Source organism: Amycolatopsis endophytica (genome assembly GCF_013410405.1).
Taxonomy (GTDB): domain Bacteria; phylum Actinomycetota; class Actinomycetes; order Mycobacteriales; family Pseudonocardiaceae; genus Amycolatopsis_E; species Amycolatopsis_E endophytica.
Genome location: NZ_JACCFK010000001.1, coordinates 1,640,639 through 1,660,597, shown reverse-complemented (window position 1 = coordinate 1,660,597; position 19,959 = coordinate 1,640,639). Strand labels below are relative to the sequence as shown.

Here is a 19,959-nt window from a genome sequence, read left to right as displayed (position 1 = left end):
ACTTAGTAGGAGAAGGGCCAGGTCTTGAAATAGGTTTTGATGCGGAGCCAGATGCCCGCGAGCCCGCGTGGTTCGAGCACCAGGAACAACACGATCAGCAACCCGAAGATGGCCTGGTTGAGGGCGAAGACACTGATGAACCCGGAATCGCCCACGCTGGTCCGGACGCCGGGTATGACGTCGCTGTAGCGGTCGATCAACGCGGGCAGCGCGCCGACGAACAGCGCCCCGAGCACCGATCCGAAGACCGTGCCCAGACCGCCCACGATGATCACCGCGATGTACTGGATGGACAGCAGCAGGTTCCACTCGTCGGGGCTGACGAACTGCTGGTAGGACCCGAACAGCGCGCCCGCCGTGGACGCGATCGCGCTGGAGGTCATGAACGCGCCGATCTTGTACCGGCCCGCCCGCACGCCGATCACCTCGGCGGCCTGGTCGCGGTCGCGCACCGCCTGCAGCGCACGGCCGGGACGGGTGCGCGCCAGGTTCTTCACCAGCAGCGCGACCAGCCCGACCAGCGTCCACACCAGCCAGAACCAGCCCTGATTGCGGGAGTAGCTCTCGCCGAAGATCGACAGGTCGGCGAAGTTCACCGGCCCGATCGCGACGTCGGCGTCGACCGAGGTGCCGGAGTTGCCGCCGGTGAAGTCGTCGAGGTTGCGCCACAGGTGCTCGCCGAGGAACACCAGCCCGAGTGTGACGATCGCCAGGTAGTGCCCGCGCAGCCGCAGCGTGAACGGGCCGATCAGCCCGCCCAGCACGGCGCCGCCCGCGGCGGCCGCGAGCAGCCACAACGGGAACGGCAGCCCGAAGTCGCCACCGGCCTTGGCCGTGACGTAGGCACCGGCGCCGATGAAGAACGCGTGCCCCAGCGAGATCTGACCGCAGTACCCGGTGAGCAGGTTGAGACCGATCGCGCCGACCGCCGTGATGCCGGCGTAGATCAGCACGGACAGCCAGAAATCGTCCTGCACCACCGTCGGCAGCACCAGGAACGCCGCGATCATCAGCACCAGACCGAGCTTCGACATCGGCGAGCCGAACAGTCGCAGGTCCTGGGCGTAGTCGCGGACGAGGTTGCGGTGCGGCTTGGGCATCAGATCCTCCGGACGTCCTTGGTTCCCAGCAGGCCGTAGGGCCGGATCAGCAGGATCACGATCATCAGCAGGTAGGGCACGATGATCGACACGTTGTCGCCTGCCCAGGAGAACAGCTGGTCCTGGTAGCCGCGGGTGAGCGCCTCGGCCAGCCCGATCACGATGCCGCCGAGCACCGCGCCCGCGGGCGAGTCGAGCCCGCCGAGGATCATCGCCGGGAACGCCGCGAGCGCGATGAACCCGATCGACGGGGTGAGCCCGCCCGGCCCGGCCGCCATGGTGATCCCGGCCAGCGCGGCCAGCGCCGACGCGATCGCCCACGACACCGCGTACACCCGGCGTGCGCTGATCCCCTGCGCCAGCGCCGCTTCCGGGTCGAACGCGGTGGCCCGCATCGCCAGGCCGAGCGAGGTGTAGCGGAAGAACAGGAAGAACGCGACCACCACCGCGGCCGTGAGCCCGATCGTCCACAGGTCCCGCACCCCGAAGACGATCCCGCCCGCCTCGACCGTCCGGATGTTCCACGGGTTGGTGACCTGCAGGTTGTCGAAACCCCAGATCGCGGTGATCAGCGGTTCCAGGACGAACAGCAGGCCGATGGTGATCATGATGACCGCGAACGGCGGCTGCCCGACCATGCGCCGCAGCACGATCCGCTCGAACCCGGCGCCGACCAGCGCCGCCGACGCGCACGCCAGCAGGATCGCCACCCCGAACGCGATCGCGAGGTTGGTGGAGAAGGTGTACCCGAGGTAGGCGCCCAGCGCCAACAGCCCGCCCTGCGCGAAGTTGATCACGCCGGTCGATTTGTAGATGACCACGAAACCCAGCGCCACCAACGCGTACGTCGAGCCGAGCGCGAGCCCGGCGAAGCAGTTCTGCAGGAACGTCGTCATCGGTACATCACCTCGATCTCGTGCTCGAACCGCAGCTCGATCGCGCGCCGTTTGACCTTCTGCGTCGCGGTCAGCTCGCCGTCTTCGTGGTCGAGTTCCTTGCCGATCAAGGTGACCCGCTTGATCTGCTCGACCTGCGAGAACTCCCGGTTGGTCTCGTCGACCACCTGCTGCACGAGCGCGTGCACCTCGGGTTTGGCGGAGAGGTCGGCGTAGGTCGTGTACGCGAGCCCGCGCCGGGTCGCCCAGTTGCCGACCGTCTCGGCCTCGATGCCGACCAGCGCGGTGAGGTAGCGCCGCCGGTCGCCGATCACGACGGCCTCCCGCACGAACGGCGACACCTTGAGCCGGTTCTCGATCTCCGACGGCGACACGTTCTTGCCGCCCGCGGTGATGATGATGTCCTTCCTGCGGTCGGTGATCCGCAGGAAACCGTCGTCGTCGATCTCGCCGACGTCACCGGTGTGCAGCCAGCCCTCGGCGTCGATCGTCTCCGCGGTGGCCGCCGGATTGCGGAAGTAGCCCTGGAACACCCCCGCCGAGCGGGTCAGGATCTCGCCGTCGCCGTCGATGCGCACCTCGACGCCCGGCAGGGGTTGGCCGACCGCGCCGAGCCGCACGTCGCCCGCCGGCGTCATCGTGGCCAGCGCGGTGTTCTCGGTCTGCCCGTAGCCTTCGCGCACACCGACCCCGATGGCCCACAGCCACTCCAGCACCTGCGGCGCGATCGGCGCGGCGCCGGACAACGCGGTGTGCACCCGGACGAGGCCGAGTTTCTCCCGCAGGGCACGGAAAACGAGGACCTCGGCCAGCGCGAGCTGGATCTTGTCGCCCGCGGACAGGCGCCCGGTCATGCGGCGCGGCGCGATGCGGCGGGTCCGGTTCAGCCAGAACCGGTAGAGCCCGCGTTTGAGACGCGAGGCGTCGGACATCCGGATCTCGGTGCCGGCCAGCATCTTCTCCCACACCCGCGGCACGCCGAGGAACACGGTCGGCTGAACGTCGCGCAGGTCGCCCGGGAAGGACGGGCCGCCCTCGCCGAAGTTGACCACGCCGCCGGCCCACACCGAGTCGATCACCGACGTCAGCCGTTCCGCGATGTGGCACAGCGGAAGGTAGGACAGGACCTCGTCGTCCGGGCCGCCGCCGAGCGCGCCGACGAACGTGCTGCCCGCCGCGACCAGGTTGGCGTGCGAGATCATCGCGCCCTTGGGCGGCCCCGTCGTGCCCGAGGTGTAGACGAGGATGGCCGTGGCGTCCGGATCGAGGGCGGCCACCGCGCGCTCGTAGTCGCCGAAAGCGTTTTCCCGCGGGCTTTCCAGCTGCTCGAACGTCATCAGGTCCACGCGGGCCTCGACGCGCACCCCGCGTGGGTCCATCACGACGAGGTGCCGCAGGTCCGGCAGCCTGCCGCGGACGGCCAGCGCCTTGTCCAGCTGCTCCTCGTCCTCCGCGATCAGCACCGTCGCGCCGGAGTGGCCCAGCAGGTACTCGACCTCCGGCTCGGGGGAGGTCGGGTAGACACCCATGCTGATCGCGCCGATGCCCTGCACGGCCAGATCGGCCACGACCCACTCCGGCCGGTTCTCCGCGTGGATCGCGACCCGGTCGCCCGGCTGGACGCCCAGCTCGCGCAGGCCCGCGGCGACGTTCGCGACCCGCTCGGCGTACTCGGCCCACGTCCATTCGCGCCAGCGGCCACGGTGCTTCTCCCGGATCGCGGTGCGGTCGCCCAGGCTGCGCGCGTTGTCCAGCAGGCGCGCGGCCAGTGTCGTGGTTTCCGCCGGTGCGGCCAGCGCCGTGCTCATCGCGCACCGCCCAGGTATGCCTCGATGACCGCCGGGTGGTTCTGGATCTCCGACGGCTTCCCGGTGGCGATCGCGACGCCGAAGTCCAGCGCCAGCACCCGGTCCGCCAGGTCCATCACCAGGCGCATGTCGTGCTCGACCAGGATCATCGCCAGGCCCAGCTCGCGGCGGACCTCGACCAGGTAGCGCGCGGTGTCCTCGGTTTCTTCGAGGTTCATGCCCGCGACCGGTTCGTCGAGCAGCAGCAGCGACGGTTCCATCGCCAGCGCGCGGCCCAGTTCGGCGCGTTTCGCGACGCCGTAGGGGAGCAGCCCGGCGGGCATCCGGCGGTAGGGCTCCAGTTCGAGCAGTTCGACGATCTCCTCGACCGCCGCGCGGTGCCGGACTTCCTCGCGCTTGGCCCGGCCCCACCACAGCATCCCGGTGCCGAACCCGGTCCGCATCAGGTGGTGGCGGCCCAGCATCAGGTTCTCGACGAGAGTCAGGTGCTCGAACAGGCCGAGGTTCTGGAAGGTGCGGGCCACGCCCATCGCGGCGATCGCGGCCGGGGCGCGGCCGACCAGGCTCCCTCCGTCCAGCGTGATCGTGCCCTGCTGCGGGCGGTAGACCCCGTTGAGACAGTTGAAGATGGACGTCTTGCCCGCGCCGTTCGGGCCGATCACGGCGAACAGCTCGCCCCGTCCGACCGCGAAGCTGACGCCGTCCAGCGCCGTGACGCCGCCGAAGCGCAGCGTCAGATCGCGGACGTCGAGGATCGGGGGAGCGGTCTCGGACTCGGCCTCCGGGGCGGGTGCGGGGTCGCTGGTGGTCACGCGCTCCATCGCTTCTTCCTCCGGTAGCTCTTGACGTCGGCCAGGCTGCGCCGCTGTCCGTGCTGGGCGGCGCCGAGGTAGAACTCGCGGATGTCCTCGTCGGCGAGCAGGTCGGCGGCGGGACCGTCCTGCACGACCTTCCCGGTCTCCACGACGTAGCCGAACCCGGCGATCGACAGCGCCATCACGGCGTTCTGCTCGACCAGCAGGACACTCGTGCCCTGGCCGTTGATCTCGACGATGATGTCGCGCACCTGCTCGACGAGCTTCGGCGCGAGGCCCAGCGAGGGTTCGTCGAGCAGCAGGAGTTCCGGGGACGCCATCAGCGCGCGGCCGATCGCGAGCATCTGCTGTTCGCCGCCGGAGAGGTAACCGGCGATCGACCGGCGGCGGTTCCGCAACACCGGGAACAGGTCCATCACCCGTGCGTAGGACTCGCGGACCTCGGCACGGCCGCGGCGGGTGTAGGCGCCGGTGCGCAGGTTCTCGTCGACGGTGATCTCGGCGAAGATCCGCCTGCCCTCCATCACCTGGGCGATGCCGTGGCGCACCACGACGGCGGGGTCGGCGCCGGTGATGTCGTCCTCGCCGAGCCGGATCGTGCCCTTGGTGATCTTGCCCCGGTGCGGCATGAGCAGGCCGGTGATCGCCCGCAGCAGGGTGGTCTTGCCCGCCCCGTTGGCACCCAGGAGGGTGACGATCGCGCCGTCGGGGACCTCCAGGCTGAGCCCGCGCAGGACGAGCACCACGTCGTCGTACACCACTTCGAGGTTGTTCACCGACAACACGGGTGGTGACACGGCGTGCCCTCCGTTCCTCATCGAACCGGGCAAAAGGCACCTAAAGTAGGTGACTGAGATCACATTGAATACGGAAGGTGGTGACGGGTCACGGGTGGACGCCAATGCGGAGCCGAACTGTGACCTGCGCAGGGCTGGCAGAATGACGCGGGTGGAGCAGACGACCGTGCGTGAAACCGTTCAGCGCCTCTGGGCGGACGAGGTGCTTCCGAGCCTGTCCGGCCTGGTGGAGATCCCCGCCCTGTCACAGGCGTTCGACGCCGACTGGGCGGCCAACGGGCATCTCGCCGCCGCCGTGCGGCACGTGCGCGAGTGGATCACCGCTCGCGACCTGCCCGGCGCGAAGATCGACGTCGTCGAGGTGGACGGCCGCAGTCCGGTGCTGCTGGTCGATGTCCCGGCGACGCCCGGCGCGGAGGACCGCGGCACCGTCCTGCTCTACGGCCACCTCGACAAGCAGCCCCCGGTCGGCGGCTGGGGCGACGGGCTCGGCCCGTGGACCCCGGTGGTCCGCGACGGCAGGTTGTACGGCCGCGGCTCGGCCGACGACGGGTACGCCGGCTACGCCGCGACGGCGGCACTGGAAGCCGTGCACGCGGCGGGCGGCGCCCATGCGCGATCGGTGATCCTGCTGGAAACCGGTGAGGAGTCGGGCAGCCCGGACCTGCCGCGGTACCTGGAGCACCTGGCCGACCGGCTGGGCCGGGTGACGTTCGTGGTCTGCCTGGACTCGGGCGGCAACGACTACGAGCGGCTGTGGCTGACGACGAGCCTGCGCGGGCTGGCGCAGGTGCACGTCACGGTGCGGGTGCTGGCGGCCGCGGCGCACTCCGGCCTGGCCAGCGGTGTCGTGCCCAGCTCGTTCCGCGTGCTGCGGCAGCTGCTGGACCGCATCGAGGACGCGGCGACGGGTGCGATCAAGCTGGCCGAGCTGAACGTCGACATCCCGGGCAACCGCCGCTCCGAGGCTGCCGCGACGGTGTCGGTGGCCCCCGGCGCGATCAGCGGTTCGTTCCCGCTGATGCCCGGTATGACCCCGGTGTCGGACGACGAGCTGGAGCTGCTGCTGAACCAGTCGTGGCGCCCGACGCTGTCCGTGATCGGTGGCGCGGGCTTCCCGGAACCGGCGAACGCCGGCAACGTCCTGCGCTCCTCGACCACGCTCGCGCTGAGCTTCCGCCTGCCCCCGACGGCCGATTCGGCGGCCGCGCTCGCCGCTGTCGAGAAGGCGCTGACCACGGACGTGCCCTACGGCGCGGCGGTGGAACTGTCCGGCGTGGAAGCCGCCGACGGCTGGAACGCCCCGGACGCTGCCCCGTGGCTGTCGGCCGCGTTGGAGCAGGTCAGCGAGGAGGTCTTCGGAGCCCCGTGGCGCAGCGTCGGGCTCGGCGGATCGATCCCGTTCATGGGCCTGCTGGGCGAGAAGTACCCGGAGGCCCAGTTCCTGGTCACCGGTGCACTGGGCCCCGACTCGAACGCCCACGTCCCCGACGAATGGCTGCACCTGGCCCAGGCGCGGCGGCTCACGGAAGCGGTGGCGCACATGCTGGACGCCCACGCGCGGGGCTGAGCCGCGCGGCTTGAGATGCGCGCCGCCCGCGAGTATCGTGAAGGTCGCGCAGGTCACTAGACCTGTCGAAGTGAACCCGGCAGCCTTCCGGACGGTGGGCGGGCCGGGTTTCGCGCATTCCGGCCCGGATCAGAGCACCCTCAGCGCCGCGTCCATCTCCTTCACCCGCGTCCGCCAGTGGCCCCCGCGTTGCCAGCACCACGCAAGGGCGTCGGGGATCGCGAGCAGAGGCTCTTCGTGGGCGCGGTGGTGCCGGTACTGCAGGGTTTCCGAGCACCGCAGGTCGCGCACCAGCCGGTAGAGAACCTTGCGGTCCTCGGCGAGTACCGCATCGTCCCGCTCCAGAACCAGTGTTCGCGCCTGCCGGGCGGCCAGGTCCGCAAGCAGGGCCGTGAGGCAGACCGCTCGCTGCTGCCGCCGGTGGTGTCCTGAGCTGTCATACAGGGCGATCCGCGGACGTACCTCCGCGATGACGTCCAGAATCTGCTTCCGGCGCCGGTCGCTCTCCTTGAAGAAGTGGATGCGCCGTTGGCCGGGCATCACGAGGCCGCGCATGACTTGGCGAGCGGCGGCCAGGTCCGCCGGCAGGAGCGCGGCGACGGTGAGCAGGTAGCCGCTCGCCTTGGTTTCGTCGGCGAACGCGGTCACGGACATGGCGTGATTCTCGCTGGTGGGTCCGACAGTCCACCGCGTCAGGGCGCTGCAACGTCGTCTGCTGCACGACCCCGGTGGTCACCCGTGTGTTACCGGCTGGTTACCAGGCAGACGCGAAATGCGTCCACGGCCACTCGATGCTGTGCGTGACGACCAACAAGTGGCAGGATGCGTGCACTCGATAAGTATGACCTACTAGGAGTACACCGTGTCGCGTCGATCGTTACGCAGTGCGCTTGTCCTTTCGGCCGCTCTGGCCGTCGCCGCGACCGCGGCGGGCTGCGCGGAGGAGGTCAACACCGGCGGCGACACCCAGGCCGGCGGGGAGATCACCCTGAAGGAAGAGGGCTTCCTCACCACCTGCACGCACCTGCCCTACTCGCCGTTCCAGTTCACCGAGGGTGACCAGACCGTCGGCTTCGACGTCGACCTCGTCAATCTCGTCGCGGAGAACCTCGGCGTGAAGCAGAAGATCTTCGACACCCCGTTCGAGGGCATCCAGTCCGGGGAGTCGCTCAACACCGGGCAGTGCGACGTGGCTGCCGCGGCGATGACGATCAACCCGACGCGGCAGGCCGTGATGGACTTCTCGGTCGGCTACTTCGATGCCAACCAGGCGCTGCTGGTCAAGAAGGGCTCCGGCATCGACAGCCTGGAGAAGCTGCGCGGCAAGAAGCTCGGTGTCCAGCAGGGCACCACCGGTGAGACCTACGCCACCGAGAACAAGGACAAGTACGGCTACGAGATCGTCCAGTTCGAAGATCTCGCCCTGGAGCAGAGCGCGGTCAAGACCGGTCAGATCGACGCGGGCATCAACGACAATTCCGTGCACTACGACTTCGTCAAGACCAACCCGGACGTCGAGGTGACCACCGAGTTCAAGACCGGTGAGCAGTACGGTGTCGCGGTGCGCAAGGGCAACGGCGCGCTGCTGGCCAAGGTCAACGAGGTGATCACCGCGGCCAAGGCCGACGGCCGCTACGACTCGATCTACCAGAAGTGGTTCAACAAGCTGCCGGAAAGCAAGTAAGCGCGCCACTTCTGCGAGGAGTTCCACCGTGGCGATGTCTCGCCGTAAGCGCGCCCGGGCGTTCCGGGGCGCGCAGTACGCGCTGCTGGTGATCGTCATCCTGGTGCTGGCCTTCGTGGCCGACTGGGGTGAGATCCAGCGCGCGTTCTTCAACGCGGACGCAGCGAGCAAGCAGTTCCCCGGCATCATCTCGACGGCGCTGGTCAACACCATCGTCTACACGGCGCTGGGGTTCGCGTTCGGGTTGGCCGTCGGGCTCGTGCTGGCCCTGATGAAGCTGTCGTCGGTCGGGCCGTACCGCTGGATCGCGACCGTCTACATCGAGTTCTTCCGCGGTGTGCCCGCGCTGCTGGTGTTCATCACGCTCGGATTCGGTGCGCCGCTCGCCTTCGGGTTGAAGTTCGACATCTACTCGACCGTCATGCTGTCGCTGGGACTGGTCGGATCCGCCTACATCGCGGAGACGATCCGCGCGGGCATCCAGGCGGTGCCACCCGGGCAGCGGGAAGCGGCTCGGTCGCTGGGGATGTCGCAGGGCCGCGCGATGATCTCGATCGTCATTCCGCAGGCGTTCCGGATCATCCTGCCGCCGCTGACGAACGAGCTGATCCTGCTCACCAAGGACTCGTCGCTGATCTACCTGCTGGGTCTGGCCCGCGACGAGTACGAGCTGACGAAGTTCGGCCGCGAGGGCCTGAACGCGACCGGGTCGCTGACGCCGATCCTGCTCGCCGGGCTGTGCTACCTGATCATCACGATCCCGCTGGGCTACCTGTCCCGGTACCTGGAGCGCCGCACCGGGCGCAAGGGCGCGCGGGGACTGGAGGTGGTGGAGGCGTGAGCGACACGATCGTCAGCGTTTCCGGACTGCACAAGGCCTTCGGCAAGCTGGAGGTGCTCAAGGGCATCGACCTGGAGGTGCGCCGCGGCCAGGTCGTGTGCATCATCGGGCCGTCCGGCTCCGGCAAGTCGACGCTGCTGCGTTGCGTGAACCTGCTGGAGGAGCCCAACCAGGGCTCGATCACGGTGAACGGGTTCGAGGTGACCGACCCGGACATCGACATCGACCGCGCGCGGCGGGGCATCGGCATGGTGTTCCAGTCGTTCAACCTGTTCAGCCACCTGTCGGTGCTGGACAACCTGACGATCGCGCAGCGCAAGGTCCTCAGGCGCGACAAGGCCGAGGCCGAGAAGGTCGCGCTGGAGAACCTGCGCAAGGTCGGGCTGACCGGCAAGGAACGCTCCCTGCCCACGCAGTTGTCCGGTGGCCAGCAGCAGCGCGTCGCGATCGCGCGGGCGCTGTCGATGGACCCCGACGTGATGCTGTTCGACGAGCCGACGTCCGCGCTGGACCCGGAACTCGTCGGTGACGTGCTCGCCGTGATGCGCCAGCTCGCCCGCGACGGCATGACGATGCTCGTGGTCACCCACGAGATGCAGTTCGCCCGCGAGGTGGCCGACGTGGTGCTGTTCATGGACGGCGGCATCGTCGTCGAGCAGGGCCCGCCGTCCCAGGTGATCGGCGACCCGCGGCACGAGCGCACCCAGACGTTCCTGTCGCGCGTGCTGAACCCGGCCCATGTCGAGGAGTAGGTAGCCAAGGGAACCCCTCGTCCGCGACGATCGTCGGACCAGAGTGGCGATCGGTGCGGCGAGGGGGTCACGAATGCCGGGTGGGCAGCCGGGACAGGGTGGGCAGCCGGAGTTGCCGACGTTGGATCCCTTCAAGGGCGTGCCGGACCGGCGTTACCACCTCACCGCCGACGAGCTGCTCAAACCCCTGCTGGAACCCGGCAGCGGTGGTCTGCTGCGGTGGCGCCGCCAGGCGAGCAACGCGCCGATCGTCGCCGTGGAAAACGCTTACATCACCGGGCGGCTCGATCTGCGCGGCGCGGACCTGGACTGCCTGTTCCGGTTCGAGAACTGCCGGTTCGAGTACCCGCCGGACGTGCGTGAGGCCAAGATCCTCGGTCTGGTGTTCCGCCGTTGCTGGCTGCCCGGTCTCAAGGCCCGCAACCTGCGCAGCCGCAACGACGTCCGCCTGATCCGCTGCGTCGTGCAGGTCCTGCCGGACAGCGGCGAGGACGAGACGGCCGTCCAGCGCGGTGACACGCGCGAGCGCGGCGTGCCGGACGCGGCGATCAACCTGACCGACGCCGTGGTCGAAGGGTCCGTGGTGCTGACCCGCACCGAGGTCGACTACCCGCAGGGCCGCGCGATCCAGGCCGACCGGCTGATCATCGCGGGCGCGCTGCTGGCCTACCGCATGCGGGCCGAGGGCGAGGTCCGCCTCCCCGGTATGCGCACCGGCGGTAACGTCAACTTTTCCGGCGCCCGCCTGAACAACCGGGACGGTTTCGCCCTCGACGGCAACGGCGCCCACATCGGCGGCAGCCTGCTGTGCGAGGTCGACAACTACGGCGCCACCAGCAGCAGGCGGCCGTTCTCCGCGCGCGGCGTGCTGCATCTGCCGAGCATCCGCGTCAACGGCGACATCGTGCTGCGTGCCGCCGAACTGCAGAGCGAGCAGCGGGGCCGGATCGTCGTCGAGGCGTGGAAGTCCAGCGATCCCTACGTCGACCCGTGGCCCGCGCTCGTCGGCGACCGGTGGCAGGTCGACGGCAACGTCGAGCTGTCCGACGGGTTGGCCGCGACCGGCACGCTGCGGATGATCAACGGGCGGATCGGCGGCACGTTGCGGCTCGCGCGGGCACGTATCACCGTGCCGCGCGGGACTGTCGAGCCGTTCTACGACCGCGCGCTGCACCTCGACGGTTCCCAGATCAACGGTGATCTGGAGGCGACCGGCCTGTCCATCCCGTCCGGCCAGCTGCGCATGGCGGACGTGACGGTCCGCGGGAACATGCTCGCCGGGCGGACGGAGCTGAGCCACGCGAAACGGGACGTGGTGTCCGCGCGCCGCATGAAGGTCGGGGGGAACTTCCACCTGCACGGCGCGACGATCGAGGGCACGTTGCGGTTGCAGGGCATCGAGGTCGGCGGCAGCGTCTACCTCTACGGCACCGACGTCACGAAACCCGCGGTGCGCAACAAGACGAGCTTCTCGGTGGATCTGCGCACGGTGCGGGTGGGCCGCGACATCAGTCTCACCGGCGCCGGTAAGCAGCAGCCGTTCCACGCCGAGGGCGGCGTGAACATGGACGGCGCGAGTTCGGGGCGCCGCATTGACTTCACCGGCGCGGTGCTGGGCGCGTCCAACAAGCACGCGATCGCGCTGGACGCCAGCGACGTGAGCGCCGACGAGTTCCTGCTCAACTTCGGCAAGGCCGCCACCGGCCGCATCGTGCTGCGGCACGCGCACTGCCAGACGCTGGAGGACAACACCGAGTTCTGGGACGCCGACGGCGGTATCGAGCTGGAGGATTTCCGCTACGACGTGCTCAAACGTCCGATCGACATGAAGGACGACGCGGCCGTCGCCGACCGGATCCGTCGGCTGCGCACCGCGATGGCCGGTTACCGGCCGGGGCCCTACGACCAGCTCGCCGCGATGCTGCGCAACAGCGGCAACGAGGAGCACGCCTCGACCGTGCTGTTCAAGAAGCAGGAGTACCGGTACGAAGCGCTTGCCGCCGGTTACCGGGTGCTGGGTCCGGGTGTGCGGCTGTGGAGCTGGTTGCAGCGGTGGATGGTGGGCTACGGCTACCGCCCGGTGCGTGCGCTGGCGTGGTTGATCATGTTGCTCGCGGCGGGCAGCATCTACTTCGGCACCGCCACCGACTCGTGCACCAGCGATCCCGTCCGCTACATGGTGAGTGGTCCGCGGTGCGCGGTCGATCAGCAGGAGACCGGGCTGGAGTGGAATCCGGTGCTGTACACGGCGGACCTGCTGGTGCCGATCGTCGATTTCGGCAACAAGGGCCGCTGGTACATGCACGATCTGGACAAGTGGGTGAGCAACGGGTTCACCGCGATGGGCTGGATCCTGGCGACAACCGTCGCCGCGGGCGCGGGCCGCATGATCCGCCGCGAGTCCTGAGCTGATGCTGGGTGACCGCTGGGCGCGTTGGCGGCCGGTAGGTGGTTGCGTTGGGTGCGACCTCCCCCGCCCCTCCGGTTGGAGTGTTTTAGTCGCTGAGCAGCGGCGTCAAGGCGGGAAAGCGTGCCTTGACTCCGCTGATCAGCGACTAAAGCGGGCTTGGGATGAGGGGCGGAGGAGGTCCGGGCAGTGCGCGTGCTGGCAACTTCCGTTGCCGCCCTCCCGGCGCCCCCCGCGTCGGGAGCGGCCAACACGCTGCCCGGAAGGGCAAACACGGCACCCGGAAGGGCAAACACCGAATAACCACCCCGGCGGCCACGCCGAGGGCCAGCGACGGAACACCCGATCAGGTGAACATCACCACGCAACCGGCACCGGGCCGGGGGGTCCAGGGGGGCGAAGCCCGCCCTGGCGGGGGTGTGGGGGTCCGACCCCCAATGCAATGACGAGGGCACCCCGGCGAGCGCGCAGCGCGAGCAGGGATGCCCAGGTGACCGAGAGCGGACGACGGGATTCGAACCCGCGACCCTCACCTTGGCAAGGTGATGCGCTACCAGCTGCGCTACGTCCGCATTGCGCCGTTGTCCGGTGCGCCTTGAGTCTATACCGGTGCGATTCGACGGGTTGACGGGGTGGCTGTTGTGGGGTGATCTTGGGTGGTCGGGAGGGTGTGTCGCCTGTCGGAGGGAAGTCCGGTCACTCGGGGAGTACAAGAGGTGACGCCGAGCGTTTCGCTCCGTATGGTGTCTCCATTCAACCGAACGGGTTAGTCCCGCGGGGGAGGAGGTGGCTGGCCGCATGACGGAAGACGCGGCGGTGCCGGAGCAGCGTGCGGCATCGGAGGACGAGGCTGCTCTGCTGAGCCGGCTTCGTGCCGGTGAGGACGCCGCGTTCCGGGAGCTGTTCGAGCTGCATGCGTCCGCCGTCCGGAGACTGGCTCGTGGTCTGGCCGCTGATGCTTCCGAGGCGGAGGACATCACCGCCGAAACGTTTTTCCGCGTGTTGCAGGCGTTGCGCCGGGGGAACGGCCCGAAGGAGCATATTCGCGCGTATCTGCTGACGGTCGCGCGCCGGGTGTCGTGGGAGTGGCATGGTGCGCGCCGGGATGTGCCGGTCACCGATGACGAGTTGACGCACCGCGCGGGTGCGGGTGCGGACGCGCATGCACGCACGGCGGAGCACAGTCTGATCACCACCGCGTTCACGAGTTTGCCGGAGCGGTGGCGCACCGTGTTGTGGCAGACCGAGGTCGAGGGTGAGCAGCCCGCGGTGGTGGCGCCGCATTTCGGGTTGTCCGCGAACGCGACGGCGGCGCTGGCGCGGCGGGCCCGGCAGGGTTTGCGCGCGGCGTATCTGCAGGCGCATCTGGCGATGAACCGGATTTCCGATGTCAGTTGCCGTGGCGTGATCGAGAAGCTGGGTGGTTACACGGCGGGCAGTGTCACGGGTGCGGAGGCGCGGCGGATCCGCGGTCATTTGCTGGGGTGCCCGTCGTGCCGGGCGATGCACGCCGAGCTGCGGGATGTGTGCTCGTCGCTGCGGGCGCACGCCGGTGTGGTCGCGCTGCTGGTGCCGGCGTCGGTGGCCGCGGCGGGCGCCGCGTCCGGTGGTGGTGCCGCGTCCGGCGTGCTGACGACGGTGAAGACGATGTTGCTGTCGAAGCTCAAGATCGGGGTCGCGCTGGCGTCGACGACGGCCGCGGGTGTGGTCGGGTTCGCGGTCGGGCCCGCGATCGTCGACGAGTCGCAGCCGATGGGCCTGCCCGCGCAGGGCGGGGTGGAGCTGCGGATCAGCACGCCGGAGTCGAAGCTGAGTTCGCCGCCGCAGGTGCTGATCGCCCCCGATGAGGTGACGTTGCCGTATCCGGGTGCGCCCGTGGCGAAGGCGCCGGTGTCGCCGGACCCGCCCGCCACGAAGTCGCGGACCGACCCGCCGGTCCAGGAGCAGTCGCCGCCCGCCTCGGCGGGGACGAGCACGGGCAGCGGCCGGTCCGATCCGGTCGAGCCGACGAAGTCGTCCCCGAGCACCGGCACCGCGCGTGATGACCTGCCGACCACGGACGGGACCACGTACTCGACGAAGGACCGCTCGGACCGGGACAAGCCGGGCCGGGGCTGGGGCCGGGACAAGGACAGGCCGACGCAGTCGGAGCACGATCGGTCGCCCTACTGGTGGTGGCTGCTGCGCATCGGCGTCGACAACGACCACGATCACGACCGCTCCGGCCAGGGCTCGTCCGGGTAGCTGATCTTCGTCCGCGTCTCGCGCGCACGCCCGCGGCCACGCTACGGTTGTCGGAGCGTTCGACCGTAGCGGGAGGCAGCGAAAATGAACCGCGTGGTGCGGGGTGGCGACGGCCGCGAGTGGGTCGTCCGCGCGCAGATGGAATGGCGCCGCCCGGCAACCGCCGAGGACTTCGAGCGTGACATCTCCGGCAGCTACGGCCCGGGTATCGCGATGCTGGCGGTGTGCGTGCTGCTGGCCGTGATCCTCGTGGCGTGGCTGCCCGATTCGGTCGTGGTGCCGCCGTGGGTGATCTACGGCCTGCTGTTGATCGCGGTGTTCTTCCCGTTGCGGTGGGTGCTGAACCGGCCGTGGACGGTCGTCGCGGAGACCGATGGCGGCATGAACGGCGAGGCGGTGCCGGAGCGCTGGGTCGGGATCATCTCCGGCATGTTCCGGGTCCGCGGTGAGATGACGAAGCTGTCGAAGACGATCCAGCGCGAGGCGGGCCCGGACTTCGAGGGCCCGTTGCGGCCGATGGAGTAGCGATGCCGGAGTTGCCCGAGGTCGAAGCGCTGGCGCACCACCTGCGTGAACACGCGGTGGGGCGGCTGGTCAGCCGGGTCGACGTGGCGTCGCTGGCGGTGCTCAAGACGTTCGACCCGCCCTACACCGACCTGCACGGCCGCGAGGTCACCGGCGCGGGCCGGTTCGGCAAGCACCTCGACCTCGACTGCGGCGGCCTGCACCTGGTGGTGCATCTGGCCCGCGCGGGCTGGCTGCGCTGGGCCGACAACCTCTCGCCCGCGCCGCCGAAGCCGGGCAAGGGGCCGATCGCTCTTCGGGTTCACATTGACGGGCCGGCGGCGCGGAGCGCCTCCGTTGAGGGTGGTGGTGGGCGACGGGAGGGCGACCGGGGGTTCGACCTGACCGAGGCGGGCACGAAGAAGGGCCTGGCGGTGTGGGTCGTGCGGGACCCGCATGAGGTGCCGGGCATCGAGCGGCTGGGCCCGGACGCGTTGTCCCTGGACCGGGAAGCGCTTGCGGGGCTGCTGTCCGGCCGGTCCGAGCGGCTGAAATGGGTGCTGACGAACCAGACTGTGATCGCCGGGATCGGCAACGCCTACTCCGACGAGATCCTGCACGCCGCGAAGCTGTCGCCGTTCGCGACGGCGGGCAAGCTGTCCGACGAGGCGCTGGTCCGCCTGGCCGAAGCGATGCGCGAGATCCTGACGAGCGCCGTAGAGCGCTCCGTCGGTCAGGACGCCGCCCGTCTCAAGGGCGAGAAGCGCTCGGGCCTGCGGGTGCATGCCCGCACCGGCCTGCCGTGCCCGGTGTGCGGGGACACGGTGCGTGAGGTTTCCTTCGCCGACAAGTCCTTCCAGTACTGCGCCACGTGCCAGACGGGTGGCAAGCCGCTCGCCGACCGCAGGCTGTCGCGGCTGCTCAAGTAGGCCGTCACCCCGAAGGGTGGCGAATCCTGCACAGAAAGTGTGCTGAAGAGCTTGCACCCGGCCCGGTGAGCGCAGAGCATTGACGCCGTGTCCGGTATGCCGATCTCGCACATCATCCCGTGGAGCGTGGCGGGTGTTCTGCTGATCGTGGTGATCGTCCTGCTGGTGCGGTCCCGCAAACCGGGCAGCTCGATCGAGGACGCCGTGCTGGAGGCCGTCGACCACATGTCGCGGGCCACGCCGGATCTCCGCGAGGGGTTCGACCAGGCCAGCGCCGACCGCATCACCTCGCAGCTGCTCGAACTGCTCAAGTGTGTCGCCATCGGGATCACCGACAACGAGGGCACGCTCGTGTCGTGGGACGGCGAGGCCAACGACCACTACCTGGACCTGAGCGGCACGGTCATGACGTCGATCCGCAAGGCGCGCCGTGAGGTCGTCTCGCACGACGACGTGCCCTGCGACCACCGCGGCACCTGCAAGATGAAAACCGCGGTCATCGTGCCGCTGCTGGTCGAGGACGAGGTCGAGGCCGCGCTGATCGTGGTCGGCCGCTCCACCGGCAAGCGGCTCGTCCAGATGGCCGACGCGGTCGCCCAGTTCGTCACCACCCAGTTCGAGCTGGCCCGGTTCGAGGAGTCCAAGCACCAGCTGCAGCAGGCCGAGATCAAGGCGCTGCGCGCGCAGATCTCGCCGCACTTCATCTACAACGCGCTGAACACGATCTCCGCGCTGATCCGCACCGATCCGGAGGAGGCCCGCGAGCTGCTGCAGGAGTTCGCCGACTTCACGCGGTACTCGTTCCGCACCTCGGGCATGTTCACCACGCTCGCCGACGAGCTGCGCAACATCGACCGCTACCTGACGATCGAGCGGGCCCGCTTCGGCGGGCGCCTCGAGGTGCGGTTGAAGATCGCACCCGAGGTGCTGTCGGTGGTGGTGCCGTTCCTGATCATCCAGCCGCTCGTGGAAAACGCCGTCCAGCACGGTCTGGCGAACAAGCCGACCGGCGGCATGGTCACCGTGACCGCGTCCGACTACGGCACCGAGGCGCTGATCAGCGTCGAGGACGACGGCATCGGCATGGATCCGGCGCGGCTGGCCGATCTGCGCAACTCGCACCGCACCGGCGCGCACGTCGGGCTGGGCAACATCAACGCCCGCATGCGGCAGCTCTTCGGCGACGAGTACGCGCTGATGGTCGAGACCGCGCCGGGCGCCGGGATGAAGGTGACGTTGCGGGTGCCGAAGTTCGCGCCGGGGGTGCGCACGGACCTGCCGGACTACGGCGACGCGCCGCCGGAGCCGGCCCGCAACGGGCGTCTGCACAAATCCGAAGGAGTCCGTAACCTGTCGCCATGACCAGCGTGACGGACAGGCTGAGCAGCAGGATTTCGAAGATCGGCGACCGGGGCGACCGCAGGGACGTGGTCGCCGTCGTCAAGCTGCACGGGGTGATCACGCCGACGCCCTCGCCGCTGGCGCGCGGCACCATCAACCTCGCCGCCGTCGAGTCCGCGCTGACCCGCGCGTTCGACCACGACCGGCTCAAGGCGGTCGCGCTGCTGATCAACTCGCCGGGTGGCGCACCGACCCAGTCCGGTCTGGTCGCGGAGCGCATCCGCCAGCTCGCGGCGAAGAAGCCGGGTGTGCCGGTGCTGGCGTTCTGCGAGGACGTCGCCGCTTCCGGCGGCTACTGGCTGGCCTGCGCCGCCGACGAGATCTACGCGCACCGCACGTCGATGGTCGGCTCCATCGGGGTGATCAGCGGCGGGTTCGGGTTCACCGGTCTGCTGGAACGCTTCGGCATCGAACGGCGCGTGCACACCGCCGGTGAGAACAAGAAGCGGCTCGACCCGTTCATCCCGGAGAAGCCGGAGGACGTCGAGTGGTTGAAGAAAATGCACTCCCAGTTGCACGAGATGTTCGTGGACTGGGTGAAGGAGCGCCGCGGCGACCGGCTCGACCTCGACGAGGAGCTGTTCACCGGTGATGTGTGGCTCGGCGCGAAAGCCGCCGCGCTGGGGCTGGTCGACGGCATCGGCAACCTGCGGCAGGTCGTCGAACAGCGTTTCCCGGACGCGGAGATCGTGATCGCGGAGCCGAAGAAGCCGCTGCTGGCCCGCCTTGGCTTCGGCGCCCCCGCAGCCGCCCAGGCGCTCCTGGAAGCGGTATCACAGCGAGCGGCTTGGTCACGCTACGGAATTTAGGGTCCTCGCCCGCAAGCGGTATGGACATCGCACCCGGTCCTAGGCAGGATGCGAGTCACTGTGAGTGCGCAACTAGACACCAGAAGACTGCTCGTCCTGGCCGTGGACGACGAGCCACACGGGTTGAACCTGCTGGTCGACACGCTGCGGGGCAATCCGCACATCGGTCGTGTCTTCACCGCGGTCGACGCGTCCGAGGCGCTGCGCGTGCTGGCCTCCGACGATCCGGAGATCCGTGAGCGCAAGGACCAGGGCCTGCCCGCGATCGACGCGGTGTTCGCCGACCTGCAGATGCCCGGTCTGTCCGGGATGGAGATGGCGCGCGTGTTCAACGCGATGAGTCCCGCCCCGGTGCTGGTGTTCGTCACCGGGCACGCGCACGAGGCCGTCAACGCGTTCGACCTCGGCGCGGTCGACTACCTGCTGAAACCGTGCAGCCAGAACCGGCTGGACCGGGCCGTGGACCGGGTGCTGGAGAAGCTCAAGACGGTGGCCCCGCCCACCACCGGTGCGGCCGCGCCCGCCGAACCGGACGACGACGAGGTGATCCCGGTCGAGCTCGCCGGGACCACCAAGCTCGTGCCGCGCTCGTCGGTTTGCTGGGTGGAGGCGCAGGGCGACTACGCGCGCCTGTTCACCAAGGACGGCAACAGCCATCTCGTGCGCATCCCGCTGACCCAGCTGGAGGAACGCTGGGAGAAGGCCGGGTTCGTGCGCATCCACCGGTCGTTCCTGGTGGCGCTGAACCTGATCACCGAGCTGCGCATGGGGCAGGGTGGCTACCAGGTCGTGATCGGCAACGACGAGAAGCTGCTCCCGGTCTCCCGGCGGCACACCCGTGAGCTCAAGGACCGCCTCACGGGTGGTCGATGACCGAGGATTTCACGCGTCGCGCCGACGGGGTCCGGGAGCCGGACCCGACGCTCGGCAGGAACTACCAGCCCGCGTCGGTCGAACCGGTGTCCCCGGCGCCGCCACCGGAACAACCGGCCGAACCGGCGAAACCGCCGAAGCGGCAGCGGGTCGTGCTGGCCGATCCGCGCTCGCGCAGGACCCCCCCGACGCTGCGGGCCCGTCTGGGGCTGGAACAGCAGACCAGCTGGGGCGAGCTGCTGATCCGCGATCTGGTCAAGCACCAGCTGCGCACCGCGATCGGGCTGAGCGCGCTGGTGCTGGTGCTGCTCGGCGCTCTGCCGCTGGCCTTCTACCTGTGGCCGGGTTTCGCGGCGCTGCGCGTGGTCGGCGTTCCGCTGGCGTGGCTGCTGCTCGGGTTGCTGCCGTTCCCGTTGCTGCTGCTCACGGGCCTGGCCTACAACCGGCTGGCCGAGCGGCACGAGCGGGACTTCGTGGACATGATCGAGTCGTGACCGGCCGGGTGACCGGGAACCGGGGCAGGGGACAA

General features: G+C 69.5%; 18 protein-coding genes and 1 tRNA gene. 12 read left to right on the top strand and 7 right to left on the bottom strand.

Features of this window, described 5'->3' with window-relative positions; all coding sequences use genetic code 11:
• Positions 1 to 2: 2 nt before the first annotated feature.
• The 5 genes from HNR02_RS08280 to HNR02_RS08260 are packed head-to-tail and all read right to left on the bottom strand — an operon-like array spanning position 3 to position 5,404.
• Positions 3 to 1,100: a branched-chain amino acid ABC transporter permease gene (locus HNR02_RS08280; protein WP_179772579.1), complete on the bottom strand. Its 1,098-nt coding sequence runs from the start codon at positions 1,098 to 1,100 to the stop codon at positions 3 to 5.
• On the bottom strand, positions 1,100 to 1,996 hold the full coding sequence (locus HNR02_RS08275) for a branched-chain amino acid ABC transporter permease (RefSeq protein WP_179772578.1): 897 nt from the start codon (positions 1,994 to 1,996) through the stop codon (positions 1,100 to 1,102). Before HNR02_RS08275 ends, HNR02_RS08280 begins: the two co-directional genes overlap by 1 nt.
• Positions 1,993 to 3,804, bottom strand: a complete 1,812-nt coding sequence (locus HNR02_RS08270) for an AMP-dependent synthetase/ligase (RefSeq protein WP_179772577.1) — start codon at positions 3,802 to 3,804, stop codon at positions 1,993 to 1,995. The genes HNR02_RS08275 and HNR02_RS08270 overlap by 4 nt, the downstream gene beginning before the upstream one ends.
• Entirely contained in the window at positions 3,801 to 4,625 is an 825-nt protein-coding gene (locus HNR02_RS08265) for an ABC transporter ATP-binding protein (RefSeq protein ID WP_179772576.1), read from the bottom strand. Before HNR02_RS08265 ends, HNR02_RS08270 begins: the two co-directional genes overlap by 4 nt.
• Entirely contained in the window at positions 4,613 to 5,404 is a 792-nt protein-coding gene (locus HNR02_RS08260; RefSeq protein ID WP_179775783.1) for an ABC transporter ATP-binding protein, read from the bottom strand. The genes HNR02_RS08265 and HNR02_RS08260 overlap by 13 nt, the downstream gene beginning before the upstream one ends.
• A gap of 154 nt (positions 5,405 to 5,558) precedes the next feature.
• Between HNR02_RS08260 and HNR02_RS08255 the strand changes: the two genes are divergently transcribed.
• Positions 5,559 to 6,986: a M20/M25/M40 family metallo-hydrolase gene (locus HNR02_RS08255; RefSeq protein ID WP_179772575.1), complete on the top strand. Its 1,428-nt coding sequence runs from the start codon at positions 5,559 to 5,561 to the stop codon at positions 6,984 to 6,986.
• 129 nt (positions 6,987 to 7,115) lie between these two features.
• On the opposite strand, the gene HNR02_RS08250 is transcribed toward HNR02_RS08255, so the two are convergent.
• The gene (locus tag HNR02_RS08250) at positions 7,116 to 7,640 is read right to left on the bottom strand and encodes a hypothetical protein (RefSeq protein ID WP_179772574.1); all 525 of its coding nucleotides are present in this window, start codon (positions 7,638 to 7,640) and stop codon (positions 7,116 to 7,118) included.
• A 208-nt stretch (positions 7,641 to 7,848) separates the two neighbouring features.
• On the opposite strand from HNR02_RS08250, the gene HNR02_RS08245 reads away from it, so the two are divergent.
• From HNR02_RS08245 to HNR02_RS08230, 4 genes are all read left to right on the top strand, one after another.
• Entirely contained in the window at positions 7,849 to 8,670 is an 822-nt protein-coding gene (locus tag HNR02_RS08245) for an ABC transporter substrate-binding protein (RefSeq protein WP_179772573.1), read from the top strand.
• A 28-nt stretch (positions 8,671 to 8,698) separates the two neighbouring features.
• Positions 8,699 to 9,511 carry an amino acid ABC transporter permease gene (locus tag HNR02_RS08240; protein ID WP_179772572.1) on the top strand — a complete coding sequence of 271 codons (813 nt, stop codon included), beginning with the start codon at positions 8,699 to 8,701 and terminating at the stop codon, positions 9,509 to 9,511.
• Positions 9,508 to 10,263, top strand: coding sequence for an amino acid ABC transporter ATP-binding protein (locus tag HNR02_RS08235; protein ID WP_312860944.1), 756 nt, complete (start codon positions 9,508 to 9,510; stop codon positions 10,261 to 10,263). The genes HNR02_RS08240 and HNR02_RS08235 overlap by 4 nt, the downstream gene beginning before the upstream one ends.
• Before the next feature lie 73 nt (positions 10,264 to 10,336).
• Positions 10,337 to 12,670: a translocation/assembly module TamB domain-containing protein gene (locus HNR02_RS08230; RefSeq protein WP_246338523.1), complete on the top strand. Its 2,334-nt coding sequence runs from the start codon at positions 10,337 to 10,339 to the stop codon at positions 12,668 to 12,670.
• 499 nt (positions 12,671 to 13,169) lie between these two features.
• On the opposite strand, the gene HNR02_RS08225 is transcribed toward HNR02_RS08230, so the two are convergent.
• Positions 13,170 to 13,242 (bottom strand) — tRNA-Gly (locus tag HNR02_RS08225).
• 226 nt (positions 13,243 to 13,468) lie between these two features.
• Here HNR02_RS08225 and HNR02_RS08220 point away from each other — a divergent pair.
• From HNR02_RS08220 to HNR02_RS08190, 7 genes are all read left to right on the top strand, one after another.
• Positions 13,469 to 14,914, top strand: a complete 1,446-nt coding sequence (locus HNR02_RS08220) for a sigma-70 family RNA polymerase sigma factor (protein WP_179772571.1) — start codon at positions 13,469 to 13,471, stop codon at positions 14,912 to 14,914.
• An 84-nt stretch (positions 14,915 to 14,998) separates the two neighbouring features.
• On the top strand, positions 14,999 to 15,439 hold the full coding sequence (locus tag HNR02_RS08215; protein WP_179772570.1) for a DUF983 domain-containing protein: 441 nt from the start codon (positions 14,999 to 15,001) through the stop codon (positions 15,437 to 15,439).
• 2 nt (positions 15,440 to 15,441) lie between these two features.
• The gene (locus HNR02_RS08210; protein ID WP_179772569.1) at positions 15,442 to 16,347 is read left to right on the top strand and encodes a DNA-formamidopyrimidine glycosylase family protein; all 906 of its coding nucleotides are present in this window, start codon (positions 15,442 to 15,444) and stop codon (positions 16,345 to 16,347) included.
• Between the two features lie 78 nt (positions 16,348 to 16,425).
• Positions 16,426 to 17,709 carry a sensor histidine kinase gene (locus HNR02_RS08205; protein WP_179775780.1) on the top strand — a complete coding sequence of 428 codons (1,284 nt, stop codon included), beginning with the start codon at positions 16,426 to 16,428 and terminating at the stop codon, positions 17,707 to 17,709.
• Positions 17,706 to 18,557: a S49 family peptidase gene (locus HNR02_RS08200; protein ID WP_179772568.1), complete on the top strand. Its 852-nt coding sequence runs from the start codon at positions 17,706 to 17,708 to the stop codon at positions 18,555 to 18,557. Before HNR02_RS08205 ends, HNR02_RS08200 begins: the two co-directional genes overlap by 4 nt.
• 48 nt (positions 18,558 to 18,605) lie before the next feature.
• A complete protein-coding gene (locus tag HNR02_RS08195; protein WP_179772567.1) occupies positions 18,606 to 19,430 on the top strand; it encodes a LytR/AlgR family response regulator transcription factor in 825 nt (274 codons plus the stop codon).
• Positions 19,427 to 19,924, top strand: coding sequence for a hypothetical protein (locus tag HNR02_RS08190; RefSeq protein ID WP_179772566.1), 498 nt, complete (start codon positions 19,427 to 19,429; stop codon positions 19,922 to 19,924). Before HNR02_RS08195 ends, HNR02_RS08190 begins: the two co-directional genes overlap by 4 nt.
• Positions 19,925 to 19,959: the final 35 nt, after the last annotated feature.